The 14,500-nt window shown below is 65.2% G+C and carries 12 protein-coding genes and 1 tRNA gene; 6 read left to right on the forward strand and 7 right to left on the reverse strand.

All coding sequences use genetic code 11. From position 1 onward, the window contains the following. The first annotated feature begins 15 nt into the window (after positions 1-15). Complete coding sequence (locus tag L0977_RS00795; protein ID WP_096450664.1) at positions 16-1,536, forward strand: conjugal transfer protein TraG N-terminal domain-containing protein; 1,521 nt, start codon at positions 16-18, stop codon at positions 1,534-1,536. A 9-nt stretch (positions 1,537-1,545) separates the two neighbouring features. Here L0977_RS00795 and L0977_RS00800 read toward each other — a convergent pair whose 3' ends face one another. Genes L0977_RS00800 through L0977_RS00810 form a run of 3 tightly spaced genes read right to left on the reverse strand, consistent with a single transcriptional unit; the run spans position 1,546 to position 2,698 of the window. Continuing rightward, positions 1,546-1,920, reverse strand: a complete 375-nt coding sequence (locus tag L0977_RS00800; protein WP_096450662.1) for a DUF3742 family protein — start codon at positions 1,918-1,920, stop codon at positions 1,546-1,548. 20 nt (positions 1,921-1,940) lie between these two features. Then, positions 1,941-2,378, reverse strand: a complete 438-nt coding sequence (locus L0977_RS00805) for a type II toxin-antitoxin system YhaV family toxin (protein WP_096450660.1) — start codon at positions 2,376-2,378, stop codon at positions 1,941-1,943. Continuing rightward, positions 2,378-2,698 (reverse strand): type II toxin-antitoxin system PrlF family antitoxin, encoded by a 321-nt coding sequence (locus L0977_RS00810; RefSeq protein ID WP_096450658.1) that lies wholly within the window; start codon positions 2,696-2,698, stop codon positions 2,378-2,380. Before L0977_RS00810 ends, L0977_RS00805 begins: the two co-directional genes overlap by 1 nt. 166 nt (positions 2,699-2,864) lie before the next feature. Here L0977_RS00810 and L0977_RS00815 point away from each other — a divergent pair, with 166 nt between their 5' ends. The 3 genes from L0977_RS00815 (at position 2,865) to mobH (ending at position 6,687) form a co-directional block, all read left to right on the forward strand. Next, a complete protein-coding gene (locus L0977_RS00815) occupies positions 2,865-3,620 on the forward strand; it encodes a type IV toxin-antitoxin system AbiEi family antitoxin domain-containing protein (RefSeq protein ID WP_096450656.1) in 756 nt (251 codons plus the stop codon). Then, a complete protein-coding gene (locus tag L0977_RS00820) occupies positions 3,613-4,533 on the forward strand; it encodes a nucleotidyl transferase AbiEii/AbiGii toxin family protein (protein ID WP_096450654.1) in 921 nt (306 codons plus the stop codon). Before L0977_RS00815 ends, L0977_RS00820 begins: the two co-directional genes overlap by 8 nt. A 288-nt stretch (positions 4,534-4,821) precedes the next feature. After that, the gene (gene mobH, locus L0977_RS00825; protein WP_096450652.1) at positions 4,822-6,687 is read left to right on the forward strand and encodes a MobH family relaxase; all 1,866 of its coding nucleotides are present in this window, start codon (positions 4,822-4,824) and stop codon (positions 6,685-6,687) included. Positions 6,688-6,741: 54 nt separating this feature from the next. On the opposite strand, the gene L0977_RS00830 is transcribed toward mobH, so the two are convergent. Beyond that, complete coding sequence (locus tag L0977_RS00830; protein ID WP_096450650.1) at positions 6,742-7,047, reverse strand: helix-turn-helix domain-containing protein; 306 nt, start codon at positions 7,045-7,047, stop codon at positions 6,742-6,744. A gap of 122 nt (positions 7,048-7,169) precedes the next feature. On the opposite strand from L0977_RS00830, the gene L0977_RS00835 reads away from it, so the two are divergent. Next, positions 7,170-7,790 (forward strand): substrate-binding domain-containing protein, encoded by a 621-nt coding sequence (locus tag L0977_RS00835; RefSeq protein ID WP_232516462.1) that lies wholly within the window; start codon positions 7,170-7,172, stop codon positions 7,788-7,790. 12 nt (positions 7,791-7,802) lie between these two features. On the opposite strand, the gene L0977_RS00840 is transcribed toward L0977_RS00835, so the two are convergent. From L0977_RS00840 to L0977_RS00850, 3 genes are all read right to left on the reverse strand, one after another. Next, complete coding sequence (locus tag L0977_RS00840; RefSeq protein ID WP_096450646.1) at positions 7,803-9,725, reverse strand: tyrosine-type recombinase/integrase; 1,923 nt, start codon at positions 9,723-9,725, stop codon at positions 7,803-7,805. A 240-nt stretch (positions 9,726-9,965) separates the two neighbouring features. Continuing rightward, positions 9,966-10,039: transfer RNA gene (locus L0977_RS00845), tRNA-Gly, on the reverse strand. A 13-nt stretch (positions 10,040-10,052) separates the two neighbouring features. Further along, positions 10,053-11,531: an NAD-dependent succinate-semialdehyde dehydrogenase gene (locus L0977_RS00850; protein WP_326491031.1), complete on the reverse strand. Its 1,479-nt coding sequence runs from the start codon at positions 11,529-11,531 to the stop codon at positions 10,053-10,055. A gap of 280 nt (positions 11,532-11,811) precedes the next feature. On the opposite strand from L0977_RS00850, the gene alaS reads away from it, so the two are divergent. Then, positions 11,812-14,487 carry an alanine--tRNA ligase gene (gene alaS, locus L0977_RS00855; RefSeq protein WP_234262736.1) on the forward strand — a complete coding sequence of 892 codons (2,676 nt, stop codon included), beginning with the start codon at positions 11,812-11,814 and terminating at the stop codon, positions 14,485-14,487. Positions 14,488-14,500 lie beyond the last annotated feature (13 nt).

The following is a 14,500-nucleotide window of genomic DNA, read 5'->3' on the forward strand; positions in this document are numbered from 1 at the left end:
GGCGAGGAGCACGCCATGACCCTCTACACGACCGACTACCTGGAGTATTACCTGACGCTCGTCGGGTGGATCGTCAACAACGGCATCTGGAACATCCTGGTGGCCAGCGGCGTGTTTGCGCTGCCCTTCGTTGTGATCGTCGTGCAGGAGTGGCTGCGCGCACGCGCCGAAGGCGCCGACGAGGGCAATAAGGGCGTGCTGTCCTCGATGCGCATCGAGAACCGCGTGTGGGTGGCGATCGTCGTCATCCTGTTCGCCGGCATCCCCTTCATACCGGTCGACCTCAGCACGATCCGGTTCGACACGACGCGCTCTGCGCAGTGCCAGGTCAGCGTCCCGCAACCCAACGACACGGGCTGGTCCAACGCCTACACGACGCTCAACAACCAGAACGCGCTGGTGCCGGTGTGGTGGTTCTTCATGCACGCGATCTCGAAGGCGGTCACGGGCGGGGCGGTGGCGGCGATCCCCTGCGGCACCGACCTGCGGCAGATGCGCATGGACGTGGACGCCACCCGCATCGACGACCCAGTGCTGGCTCAGGAGGTGGGCGACTTCGTGCACGACTGCTACGGCCCGTCGCGTGCCAAGTTGTTCATGAACCGGCCCACGCTCTCCGACGAGCAGATGAACGACGTCACCTGGATCGGGTCGAGCTACTTCCTGGGCAGCACGGGCTTCTACGACACATACCACTCCAACACGCCCCGCACCGCCTGGCCGTATGACGCGACGCGCGATGCGGGGCTGGCTCAGGTGGACAGCGGCGGGGGCTATCCCACGTGCCAGCAATGGTGGTCCGACGGCAACAGTGGCCTGCGTGCGCGCCTTCTGGCCCAGGTCGACCCCGATCTGCTGACGCGCATGGGCCGCTGGGCGGGCTTCCTGTCACAGGCGGAGGTGAACGACTCGGTGGTCCGCGCCGTGGTCTCGCCAAAGCAGCAGAAGATGAACCAGGGCTCGGTCTACACCGACTACGGAGGGCAGATCGAAAAGACGCTGCCCAACATCGTCACGCGCGGCGCCGGCGACCTCGGCATGACGATGGGCTCGCTCGGCGTTTTCCCGGCCATGGACGTGGTGCGCCAGGCGCTGCCGATGGTGCTGTCGCTGCTCAAGATGGCGCTGGTCATCTGCATCCCGCTGGTGCTGGTTTTCGGCACCTACGAGCTGAAGGCCCTGGTCGCGGTGAGCTGCGTGGAGTTCGCGCTGTTCTTCGTGGACTTCTGGTTCCAGCTCGCGCGCTGGCTCGACTCGACGATTCTCGACGCGCTCTATGGCTGGGGGTTCGGAGCGAACCGGCCGCACAGCAACTTCGATCCGCTGATCGGGCTAAACAACGCTTTCGGGGACATGTTGTTGAACTTCGTGATGGCGACGATGTTCCTCGTGCTACCCAGCTTGTGGATCACAGCGTTGGGATGGGTCGGTGTCCGTGCTGGCGGTGTTCTTCAAGGCCTCGCCAACGGTACTCGGGACGCGGGCCAAGCGGGACGTTCGGGAGCTAACGTGGCGATCAGTGCAGTGAAAAAGTAGAGCGTTCCGTTAGTCGTCTTTGAATCGCGGATCGGGATCATCGTCATGCATGGCCGGGTGATAGAACAGCCCTTCACGATGGTCTCTCTCTTCCGCTTTGCGCCCGAGGAAATCGGCATCGTCGTCAGAGTCGTGTTGCCAGGCCATCCTCGCAACGACCACGATGCACAGAAGCAGCAACGCCATCCAGAACGCAGCGTAGAGCAGCACGGCAAACGCTGCGATCTTGACGATCAGCATCACGCCCTTTGCGACACCGGGTTTCCAACCCTTTGCCACCAGTCCCTGCATCGCACGTCGATCCAGCCGAACGCAGCCACGCCACAGCCGGCCCAGGGTTCGGCCCACGCGCTCGGGGAATGTTGTCTGTGCTGCGGTCTTCATGGTGCTACCTCATGTTCAATTCATCTTTCCTGGCGAGGCCTGGTCATTCGTTGCCTCCGTACCTTCGTCACTGTCGGGTCGATCTGACTGCTCAGTGCATCCGACTGTTCGCGGCTCGGTGCTATCGCCGTAGCCCGGTCCTTGAGTGCTGCGAACACGATGACTTTCGCCCTCGCGTCGTAGCGGAAGAACAAGCGGAACCGCCTGCCGATCCTCGCGCACCGCCAGTTGGAGTGCGCCGGCTCCGCGATGTTGCAGTAACGAAACTCATCCCGCGAGGGATCGCCCGGCACGGCGTCCATGACCCGATGGCTCAACGCCTGAAACAGCTTGGCGTTGGCATCGCCATCGAACTGCTGCGGCTCGCTGTCGCTGAGCGGCACTGCGGCCGCCTGTACCTTGCGCAACTGCTCGATGAAGCCCTCATGGAACAGCAGGGTCCAGCCGTGCCGCTGCATCAGATTTCCACGCGCCCATCGAAGTCGTCGCCCAGGACAACCTCATGGCCTGCATGCTCCAGCATTGTGCGAGCCAGTTCCTCGGGCAGACCGCGGATGTTTCGCCCTGCCTCGATGTCACGAGCCAGCAGGGTCAGGAACGCACCGATAGCCGGGTCTTCATGCTCTGCCTCCCCGCGGCTGACGACGACCTGGCCATCCTCGCGCAACTCGAACGCCACCTTGTCGCCGGCCTCCACGCCCAGCGCCTGGCGAACCGCCTTGGGCAGGGTGAGCTGTCCCTTGGACGTGACAGTGGCGAGTTCCTTGACGTTGGGCATGACGGCTCTCCTGGCAATCACCGCAAGGAAAATTCCTTACGATGTCAAGGGGTGGCGCCGTCAGGCGCGATTAGAAGGTGCATTGAAAATACCCGATGAGGCGAATTTCAGCGCTGAATCCTGTCCTCTGGAAGCGCTTGATTGGATTCTGTGCTATTTTTCCACGATGGATGGAAATTCACGGCATCAAGTAATCAAGCGGCTGCAGACCACGCTGCCACGTGGTGCGCCGTTCGACCTGACCACCCTGGCGCCGCTGGGGGTGTCGTCCAAGCTCGCCGCGCGCTATGCCGAGGGCGGCTGGCTCGTGCGCCTGGCCCAGGGCGTCTACGCCTTCCCGAACGACGAGTTCGGCGTCTACGGGGCGCTGAAGTTCCTGCAGCAGCGCGTGCCCGGCCTGCACGTCGGCGGCAAGAGTGCGCTGGGCCTGCAGGGTGTGCGCCACAACCTCGGCCGCGACACGCTGGTCCTGTGGGGCAACAGCCGCTACGAGCTGCCGGTCTGGTTCACTTCGCGCTTTCCGGCACGCTACGTCCATGCGCACCTGTTCGACTGGCCCGATGCCGCACTGGCCGACAAGACCCTGACCACGCCGCCCGGCCTGCCCGATCGGTTGCAAGTCGCCGTGTCCGAGCGCGCCGTGCTGGAGCTGCTCTACGAGGCCGGGACGAAGCAGAGCCTGGAAGAGGCCCGCAACCTCTTCGATGGCCTGCGCTCGCCGAGGAAGGAACTGCTCGGGCAACTGCTGTCGTGCTGCACCAGTGTGAAGACCGTTCGTCTGTTCCTCACCTGGGCACGCGAGACGCAGGTGGTCGACGTCAAGGATCTGCTGGAGCGGCATCCGCTGCGCACCGGCAGCGAAAAACGCTGGATGAGCCGACTGGCCGACGGCACCTTGCTGAGCCTGAATCCCCATGGATAAGAACTACGCCGATACCGTTCGCCTGCTGCTGGCCGTCACGCCCGAGGTCTTCGCCAACGACATCTTTGCGATGAAGGGCGGCACAGCGATCAACCTGTTCGTGCAGGATATGCCGCGCTTGTCGGTGGACATCGACGTGGTGTACCGGCCCTGGCAGGTCGCACGCGACGACGCGCTGAAGGCGATCAACGGCGAGCTGGCCGCCATCGCGCAACGCGTGCAACCGCTGGGCATCCAGACGCGCCTGGTGCGCAGCAAGGATCTCGGTGACACCAAGCTGATCGTCGAGAACGACACCAGCCAGGTCAAGATCGAGGTGAACGTCGTCTTCCGCGGCACGGTGCTCCCGGTTGAACGAAAGCCGTTGAGCGCCAAGACCGGCGACCTGTTCGGTGTCGAGTTCGAGGCGCCGATCCTGGCGCGCGACGAGCTGTATGCCGGCAAGTTGGTGGCGGCCCTGGACCGGCAGCACCCACGTGACCTGTTCGACGTCTGGCAGCTCTATGGGTCTGGCGGCCTCAGCGACGGCATGGTCGAGTGCTTCGTGCTCTACCTCGCCGGCCATAACCGGCCGCCGCATGAAGTGCTGTTCGGCAACGACAAGGACATCGCAGCGGAGTACGAGCGCGCTTTCGTCGGCATGACCGAAGTGGAGTGCTCGCTGGACACGCTGCTTGCCGCTCGTGCACAGATGCGACAGGAACTGCCTCGTCGCCTGACCGAGGGGCACAGACAGTTCCTGAGCGGGCTGGTACGCGCCGAGCCCGACTGGTCGCTGGTGCTGTGCCCGCACGCGGCCGAATTGCCCGCCTTGCGCTGGAAGCTCGCCAATCTGGAGGCGTTTCGCAAGCGGCGCCCAGCGGACTTCGCAGCGCAGGCCAACGCCCTCGATGAGGGGCTGGGTCAGGCCTGACGGCGATCCTGCTGGTCATCGACGGCTGTGGAGAGCGGCAGGAGGCGTTTCAGTCTTTGGCGCTGTTTCAACGGCTGCTGAAAGCAGGCCGTTCCTTGAAACATCATCACCAATCGGCCTGGGCCAGCTCCGTATTGGTTGTGGTCGGGACACCCTGGTTGCCCTATATCCAAAGGCTTCCAAAGGCCAAAGGGCTGGGGAAGGGGCAAGGGAATGGGGCCAAGGGGAATGGCCCTACCCGAAAAGGCCAAAAGGCTCCCCCGACCGGCCCGCCGTCCGGGGTTCGCCATGCTCTCGCTGTTCCAACGCAAACGGCCGCCGCCATCCTCTGGCACGACGCCGACACCCATACCTCCCGCCGACACCGGCAAAGGGTTGATGCGGCCCGAGCCGGCCGCATCGCTGCTGGCGACGCCCCGGCGGCAGAAGCTGTTGGAGCACATCTGGCAGCGCACCTCGCTGTCGCGCAGGCAATTCGCATCGCTGTACCTCGCGCCGCTGGAGCGCTACGCCGAGCTGGTCCAGCAATTCCCCGCATCCGAGAGCCACCACCACGCCTACCCGGGCGGCATGCTGGACCACGGCCTGGAAATCGTCGCCTACGCGCTCAAGCTGCGGCAGTCGCACCTGCTGCCCGCCGGCACCACGCCGGAGGCGCAAGCGGCCCAGGCCGAAGCCTGGACGGCCGGCACCGCCTATGCGGCGCTGTTGCACGACGTTGGCAAGGTCGCCGTCGACCTGCACGTGGAGTACGCGGACGGCACGGTCTGGCATCCGTGGCACGGCCCGCTGCGGCGGCCGTACCGCTTCCGCTACCGCAAGGAGCGCGAGTACCGGCTGCACAGTGCCGCCACCGGGCTGCTCTACGCCCGGCTGCTCGATCCGGGCATCTTCGACTGGCTCGCCGGCTACCCCGACCTCTGGGCCGCGCTCCTGTACGTGCTGGCAGGCCAGTACGAGCATGCCGGCACGCTCGGCGAACTGGTGGTGCAGGCCGATCAGGCCTCGGTGGCCCAGGAACTCGGCGGCGATCCCAGCAAGGCGTTGGCCGCGCCCAAACACGCCTTGCAGCGCAAGCTGCTCGATGGCCTGCGCTTCCTGCTGCGGGAGGAATTCAAGCTGAACCAACCTCAAGCCTCGGACGGCTGGCTGACCCAGGACGCACTCTGGCTGGTGAGCAAGACCGTCTCGGACAAGCTCCGCGCCCATTTGCTGCAGCAAGGCATCGACGGCATCCCGGCCAGCAACACGGCGGTGTTCAACGTGCTGCAGGACCACGGCATCGCCTTGCCCACGCCGGACGGCAAGGCGATCTGGAAGGCCACGGTGGCCAGCGATGCCGGTTGGTCGCACAGCTTCACGTTCCTGAAACTCTCGCCCGCATTGATCTGGGAGGCGGCCGAGCGGCCCGCTCCGTTCGCCGGCCAGGTGCAGGTCGAGCAGGAGCACGAGGACGTGGCGCAGCAGGTTCCCGCAACGCCTGGTGCGGCACGCACGGGGCCAGAGCCCGCCTACAGCGGCGCCCCGCCGGTCGCGCCCCCGATGACGGCAGCGACGGCGGACAACGGTGTCGGGGCGCTGCTCGACCTGCTGGACATGGCGCCCGCCGCGTCGGCGCCGCTCCCGATGCCACCCGAGCCCGTCGCCGACGCGCGGGCAGACGCCGAAGGAGATTCCCTGGCCAGCGCGGTGATGGCGCCGCCGACACCGCCAACCTCGGCACCCCGGCCACAGGCCGAGCCCTCCGGCGACGACTTCATGGCCTGGCTGACCCATGGCGTGCGCTCGCGCAAACTCATCATCAACGACGCCAAGGCCCTGGTGCATACCGTCGCCGGGACCGCCTACCTAGTCAGCCCCGGCGTGTTCCAGCGGTACGCACAGGAACATCCGCAGGTGGCGAGCATCGCGCGGCAGGAGAAGCTAGAGGCTTGGCAGTGGGTGCAGAAGCGCTTCGAGAAACTGGCCGCGCACCGCAAGCAAGCCAGCGGACTGAATATCTGGACATGCGAAGTCACGGGACCGCGCAAATCGCGGCGACTGCACGGCTATTTGCTCCTGGCACCGGACAGCGTATTCGGAGAAACGCCACCCGATAACCCTTACCTACGTCTCGCCAGCGACATGCCAAGAGACGAAAATCTCTCGGTTTGAGCAGAACAAATATAACGAACAGGGATAGGTAAAGCGGCCAGCGCGAGACCGGCTTCAATCCTCAGTCTTGGAAGGAGCCGGTTCGGCCAGCTTGGCTTCGGTCAGGGCCATCAGGTGGGCAGAACTGCATTTCAGCGCACGGGCGATCTTGAGGATCAGGGGCAGCGTGGGCGTGTGCTCGCCGCGCTCGATCTTGCCTACGTGCGAGCGCTCGATGCCGGCCAAGTGAGCCAGCGTTTCCTGGGCGATGCCCTGGTTGGTTCTCTCGTCGCGAACGGCGGCCCCAAACGCGATGGCTGGTTCTGCTTCGTAGGTGGTCGTGCCGGTCGGTCGGCCTCTCTGAATCTGGCGCTTCTGCATTAGCAAAAGCGTCGAGCATTGCCTCGATATAAACCACGTTAAACTTAACTCAAAAGCGCGATTGCATGCTTCATGCTTTCACCGTCGCGATGAGTTTCTTGCCCTTGGGAAGGAGGTTGGATGTGACATCGATCTATGCTTCCACCGCGATCCGTGTGGCAGTGCTCGGCGAGTGGGTGCCTTCACAGCTTGCCGACGTGCTGGCACTGCAACGTGCCGAAGAGCCGGAGACCTCTGCTGCATTGGTCCGATGTGCTGCGGCGGAACTGGCGAGCAAGTCGCTGGACGATGACTTCGATTTCGCGTTGTCGTCCACGGACCTGGAATGGCCTGGCTGGGTGTGCGAGCCGTTGTGGCACGACACGCTGGCTGTCGCCGTCGCCAAGCGTTCGCACCTGCTGGTCCATCGCGACGTACCGTGCCATGAACTGCAAAAGCAGCCCCTCATCTGTGCGCAATCTACCGCGGACGAGCCATGGCAGGCCCTGGTGCATCGGTTGATCGGCGACGCGCCACACGAGCAGGTCGTGAGCACCTTCGACATGGCGATGACGCTGGTCGCCGCGGGTTACGGCATCGCCATCGCGCCCGCCGCGCGGCTGGCAGGATACCAGTGCCGCGGCATCGTGGTGCGACCGCTGGCCGGCGCACCGCCGATCGTCATGTCCTACCTGCTGCACACGTCTGAGGCCTTGACCGAACCCCAGGAGCGGTTCGCGCGCCGCGTCCGCTCCGTGACCTGAAGTCCCGCCGCGTCAAGGCTCCATCAGGTCTTCGGCGGCATCGGCCGTGATGGCGTCTTGCACCAGGCGCTGCACGCTGCGCCGCACCTGCACCGGAATGTCGGAGTCCTCGAGATCATCCGCCGCGATGCTCTGCGCCGCGACCAGCCGCGCAGCCAGGTGCAGGTTCTTCGGGTTGACTGCCTCGATGGCAGAGCGCCCGCCGAGCGCGTCATAGGGCTGTAGCAGCGCGTGGTAGATCGCCCAGGTGTCGAGCCCGCGCGGCACCTGCTTGAGCACGGACTGCACGAGCCTGCGCTTGAGCGGATCGAGTTGCCAGTCGGGCACACGCTGCCCGCGGTGGCCCATGTGGATCGACAGCAGGTTGCCAGCCTGGATCTCGTAGGTGATCCACCGGCGCGACTTGCCGGCGAGCTTGGCGTAGTCCGCCACCGAGAGGTTGTGCGGCGCCTCAAAGGTCTCCAGCACCTGCAGGCGTTCGCGCTGCACCTCCGACAGGCGCGGCCGCGCGTACTCGGGCATGCGCACGGCCGACAGCCGCTGCACCGATGCCGGCGCTGCGGGCAGGTCGGGCGTCGGCGCGGTCACGATCAACTGTGGTGCCGTGAGGTCGATCACCGGCGGCTGTACCGCCGCTTGGCCGGCGATGGTCGGCAGGCCCTGCAGCGTGATGGTCAGATGACGGCTGGCGACCTCGACCTGGTTCTGCTCGAACAGGTCCAGGCGATCGGCCCAATCCTGCATCATCACGCGGCGCTGCTCGACGTACTCGGCATGGTTGTAGGTCGCGCTGATCTTGTCCGGGTCGGCGTGCGAGAGCTGGGCATCCACCCACTTCTTCGGGTAGCCAAGTTCGTTGAGCGCGGTCGACATCGTGGCGCGGATGCCGTGCCCCGTGAGCTGGTCCTCGTAGCCCATGCGCTTGAGCGCGCCGTTGAACGTGTTCTCGCTGACGGGATGCTTCAAGCACCAGTCGCCAGGGATGAGGTAGACCTGGGCCGGCTTGCACTGGTCCAGCAGGTGGCGAACGATCTCCTGGGCTTGCACCGACAACGGCACAATGTAGGGCGGGATGTCCACCAGGCGCTTGCGCTTCTTCTTGGTGAGCAGTGCGCGCTGCTTGAGCCTGGCCACCGGGATGATCCACAGGCCTTGCTCCAGGTCGAACTGGTCGGGCGTGGCGAAGCGCAGCTCGCCGGTGCGCACGCCGGTGAGCATCAGCAGCCGAATCCCCAACTGCGTGTTCAGGCGCCCGCGGTACTTGCGCAGCGTCTGCAACATGATCGGCAGCTCGGGCATGCGCAGGAACGGGTTGTGTTCGACCGGCGGCAGCGGCAGCGCGACGACCTCCAAGTCCTTGGACGGGTTGTCGTGCATGTTCGGGATCGCCACCGTGGCGTAGGTGAACAGTTGGGTAAACCAGGTCCGCAGCTTCTCGGCCACCGACAGCGAGCCGCGCTTTTCTACCTTGCCGATGATGTCCAGCAGGTGCGCGCGGGTGATGTCGTAGATGGTCAGGTGACGCAGCACCGGGAAAACGTCCTTCTTGAAGACGCGGGCGATCTGCTCCAGGCTGGTCTGCCGTCCTTCCTCCAGTGACAACTTGCGGTGTTTCAACCATTGGTCATATACCGCCTGGAACGTGTGTTCGCCCGCCAGCACGATCGCGTGGCGCTTGCGCTTCCGTTCGGTGTGCGGGTTAACGCCCTTGGCGAGCAGGTTGTGGGCTTCATCGCGAAGTTCGCGCGCCTCCTTCAGGGAGAGCGCCGGGTAGCTGCCGAAGGACATGCGATCACGCTTGCCGCCCCAACTGAAGCGGAAGTGCCAGGCCTTGGCGCCGTTGGCGGAAACGAAGAGGGAGAGGCCGTCCGAATCGGCCAGCGTGTATGTCTTGCCAGTGGCCTTGGCCTGGCGAACCATGAGGTCTGAGAGCATGCGCCCAACTCCTGAGAATCGAGTTGGCTGCCATGGTCCTGTCCGACCCCGCGCCGCTCCAGCAACTATGCGGAAACGGGAAGCTCCGCTTTCCGATGTACCACTTGATGTACCGTTTTGTACCGGCAGTCAGTGGTTTTCGCTGGAAGTCACTGGATTCAGCGATGGTGAAAAAGCTGAATGGTGACAATCACTTGCGACGTTCCTCGGTCTTTTCTGGAAGTCCCTGGAAAGTCGAAGTGGAGCGGGTGAAGGGAATCGAACCCTCGTATGAAGCTTGGGAAGCTGCCGTTCTGCCATTGAACTACACCCGCGAAGCCGCATAGTTTACTTGAGGATGTCGCCCAGGCAGAGATACTTGATTTCGACGTAGTCATCCATGCCGTGGTGCGAGCCTTCGCGGCCCAGGCCGGACTGCTTGACACCACCGAAAGGCACGTGTTCGGTGGCCAGGATGCCGACGTTGATGCCCACCATGCCGTATTCCAGCGCTTCGCTGACGCGGTAGATGCGGCCGATGTCGCGGCTGTAGAAGTAGCTGGCCAGGCCGAATTCGGTGTTGTTTGCGGCGTCGATGGCTTCCTGCTCGGTCTGGAACTTGAAGACCGGGGCGAAGGGGCCGAAGGTTTCTTCGCGGGCGCAGAGCATGTCGGCGGTGGCGTCGGCGACCACCGTGGGTTCGAAGAACTGGCCCGGCAGGCGCTTGCCGCCAGCGACCACACGGGCACCCTTGGCCACGGCGTCGTCCACATGGCGCTGCACCTTGGCCAGTGCGGCCTCTTCGATCAGCGGGCCCTGGTTCACGCCCTCTTCAAAACCGTTGCCGACCTTGGCCGTTTTGACCTTGGCCGCGAACTTGGCCACGAATTCGTCGTACACGCCTGCCTGCACATACAGGCGGTTGGAGCAGACGCAGGTCTGGCCGGCGTTGCGGTACTTGCTGGCGAAGGCGCCTTCGACGGCGGAGTCGATGTCGGCATCGTCGAACACGATGAAGGGTGCGTTGCCACCGAGCTCCAGCGACATCTTCTTGACCGTGGGCGCGCTCTGCGCCATCAGGATGCGGCCGACTTCGGTCGAGCCGGTGAAGCTGATGTGGCGCACCACGTCGCTGGCGCACAGCACCTTGCCCACGGCGATGGAGCGGTCGCTGTCGGCGGTGAGGATGTTGAGCACGCCGGCCGGGATGCCGGCACGGATGGCCAGCTCGGCCGCGGCCAGCGCCGTCAGCGGCGTGAGTTCGGCGGGCTTGATCACCACCGGGCAGCCGGCGGCCAGCGCGGGCGCGACCTTGCGGGTGATCATGGCCAGCGGGAAGTTCCAGGGCGTGATGGCGGCGCAGACGCCGATGGGCTGCTTGAGCACCATCAGGCGGCGGTTGTTGTCGAACTGCGGCAGCGTCTCGCCGTTGACACGCTTGGCCTCTTCGGCAAACCACTCCACGAAGCTCGCGCCGTAGGCCACTTCGCCCTTGGCCTCGGGCAGGGGCTTGCCCTGCTCGGCGGTCATGATGCGGCCCAGGTCGTCCTGGTTGGCCATCAGCAGGTCGTACCACTTGCGCAGGAGGATGCTGCGCTCCTTGGCGGTCTTGGCCTTCCAGGGGCCCCAGGCGGCGTTGGCCGCGGCGATGGCGGCCTCGGCATCGGCCGGGCCGAGATTGGCCACGTCGGCGAGTTTCTGGCCGGTGGCGGGGTCGAGCACGTCGAAGCGGCTGGTGCCCGGGACCCACTGGCCGTTGATCAGGCCATCGGTCTTGAGCAGGGAGGGGTCGTTGAGCAGGGCCAGAGGCGAGGTCTTCATGTCCATAGGGTGTCTCCGAAGCGGCTGGGCAAAAGGTATTTATTTAATAAGTTAAATAAAGTGGGCGTGATGTTAGCGCATGCGTTCGGGCAGCGGGCCATTGTCTAGCTTACGGGTGGCCGTGGCGGCCCGCCAGTGCCGCCCGGGACAGCCCGATAAGGGCCAATGCCGGGCCAAGGATGACCGCCGGCCACCCAGGGCCCGCGCAGTGTTGGAAAATAGCGGGTTTCGCACCGGCTTGGCCGGTTGCCACCCGATTCCCTACGATCGCCCTGCGACCTTCATCATGACCGCTCCCGTCACCGTTGCCGATATCCGCAAGAGCTTCCTGGATTTCTTTGCTTCCAAGGGCCACACCGTGGTGGCGTCCAGCCCGCTCGTGCCCGGCAACGATCCCACGCTGATGTTCACCAACTCGGGCATGGTCCAGTTCAAGGACGTGTTCCTGGGCACCGACAAGCGCTCCTACAACCGCGCCACCTCGGTGCAGGCCTGCCTGCGTGCCGGCGGCAAGCACAACGACCTGGAGAACGTGGGCTACACCGCGCGCCACCACACCTTTTTCGAGATGCTGGGCAACTGGTCGTTCGGTGACTACTTCAAGCGCGAAAGCCTGAAGTGGGGCTGGGAGCTGCTGACCGAGGTCTACAAGCTGCCCAAGGACAAGCTGCTGGCCACCGTCTACATCGACGACGACGAGGCCTACGACATCTGGACCCAGGAAATCGGCCTGCCGCCCGAGCGCGTGATCCGCATCGGCGACAACAAGGGCGGCAAGTACAAGTCCGACAACTTCTGGATGATGGCCGACACCGGCCCCTGCGGCCCGTGCTCGGAAATCTTCTACGACCACGGCCCGCACATCCCCGGCGGCCCTCCCGGCAGCCCGGACGAAGACGGCGACCGCTTCATCGAGATCTGGAACCACGTGTTCATGCAGTTCGACATGAAGGAAGACGGCAGCATCGTGAAGCTGCCCGCGCCCTGCGTCGACACCGGCATGGGCCTGGAGCGGCTGGCCGCCATCCTGCAGCACGTGCACAGCAACTACGAGATCGACCTGTTCGACAAGCTGATCAAGGCCGCCGCGCGCGAGACAGGCTGCACCGACCTGGCCAACCCCTCGCTCAAGGTGATCGCCGACCACATCCGCGCGACCTCGTTCCTCATCGCCGATGGCGTGATCCCCAGCAACGAAGGCCGCGGCTACGTGCAGCGCCGCATCGTGCGCCGCGCCATCCGCCACGGCTACAAGCTGGGCCGCAAGACCCCGTTCTTCCACAAGCTGGTGCCCGACCTCGTGGCGCTGATGGGCGACGCCTACCCCAACCTGGCAGCCAACGCCCAGCGCATTGCCGACGTGCTCAAGGCCGAAGAAGAGCGATTTTACGAGACGCTGGAAAAGGGGATGGAGATTGTTTTTGGCACTCTGCATCAACTTTCCTATGGGCCTGGTTTTGAAGTCGAGGGGGTCACGCCCGGTATCGCCAGTGAGCTGTACCGGTTCCCTGGTGATGTGGCATTCACGCTTCACGACACATATGGCTTCCCGGTTGATCTGACAGCTGACATTTGTCGCGAGTACGGCATTGGGCTGGATATGCAGATGTTCAATCTGCGTATGGAACATCAGAAGGCCCAGGCCCGCGCGGCCGGCAAGTTCAAGATGGACAAGGCGCTGGAATACACCGGCGCCGGCAACACCTTCACGGGCTACGACTCGCTGCAGGAAAACGCCCAGGTGGTGGCCCTGTACGTGGACGGCACGCCCGTGACCACGCTGCAGGCCGGGCAGGACGGCGTGGTGGTGCTCGACACCACCCCGTTTTACGCCGAGAGCGGCGGCCAGGTGGGCGACCAGGGCGCCCTCAGCACCGCGTCGGCGCGCTTTGACGTGGCCGACACGCAAAAGATCAAGGCCGACGTGTTCGGCCACCACGGCACCCTGGCCCAGGGCACGCTGACCGTGGGCGATCGCGTGAATGCCGCCGTGGACACGGCCGTGCGCGCCGCCATCGTGCGCAACCACAGCGCCACCCACCTGATGCACAAGGCGCTGCGCGAGGTGCTGGGCGATCACGTGCAGCAAAAGGGCTCGCTGGTGAATGCCGAGCGCACGCGCTTCGACTTCGCGCACAACGCGCCCGTCACCGACGAGCAGGTGCGCCGCATCGAGGCCATCGTCAACGCCGAAATCCTGGCCAATGCGGCCACGCAGGCGCGCCTGATGGACATCGAAGCGGCCCAGAAGACCGGCGCCATGATGCTGTTCGGCGAAAAGTACGGCGACACCGTGCGCGTGCTCGACATTGGCTCCAGCCGCGAACTCTGCGGCGGCACCCACGTCAAGGCCACGGGCGACATCGGCCTGTTCAAGGTGGTGGCCGAAAGCGGTGTGGCCGCCGGCGTGCGCCGCATCGAGGCCGTGACCGGCCTGAACGCGCTGGCTTATCTGCAACAGCTCGAAACCACGGTGGACGAAGCCGCGGGCGCGCTCAAGGCGCCCGCCGCCGAACTCACCGGCCGCATCGCGCAGGTGCAGGAGCAGGTCAAGACGCTGGAAAAGGAAGTCGCCGCGCTCAAGGGCAAGCTGGCCTCCAGCCAGGGTGACGAACTGGTGAACCAGGCCGTGGACGTCAAGGGCCTGAAGGTGCTGGCCGCGCGCCTGGACGGCGCCGACGCCAAGACCCTGCGCGACACGCTGGACCAACTCAAGAACAAGCTCAAGAGTGCCGCCATCGTGCTGGCGGCGGTCGACGGTGGCAAGGTGCAGCTGGCAGCGGGTGTGACCGCCGACAGCGTGGGCAAGGTCAAGGCCGGCGAGCTGGTGAACTTCGTCGCCCAGCAGGTGGGCGGCAAGGGTGGTGGCAAGCCCGACATGGCCATGGCCGGTGGCACCGACGCGGCGGGCCTGCCGCAGGCGCTGGCCTCGGTGCCCAGCTGGGTGGCCGAACGGGTGTGAGCCCGCCGCCCGG

Source organism: Hydrogenophaga sp. NFH-34 (genome assembly GCF_021401345.1).
Classification (GTDB): Bacteria; Pseudomonadota; Gammaproteobacteria; order Burkholderiales; family Burkholderiaceae_C; genus Hydrogenophaga; species Hydrogenophaga electricum.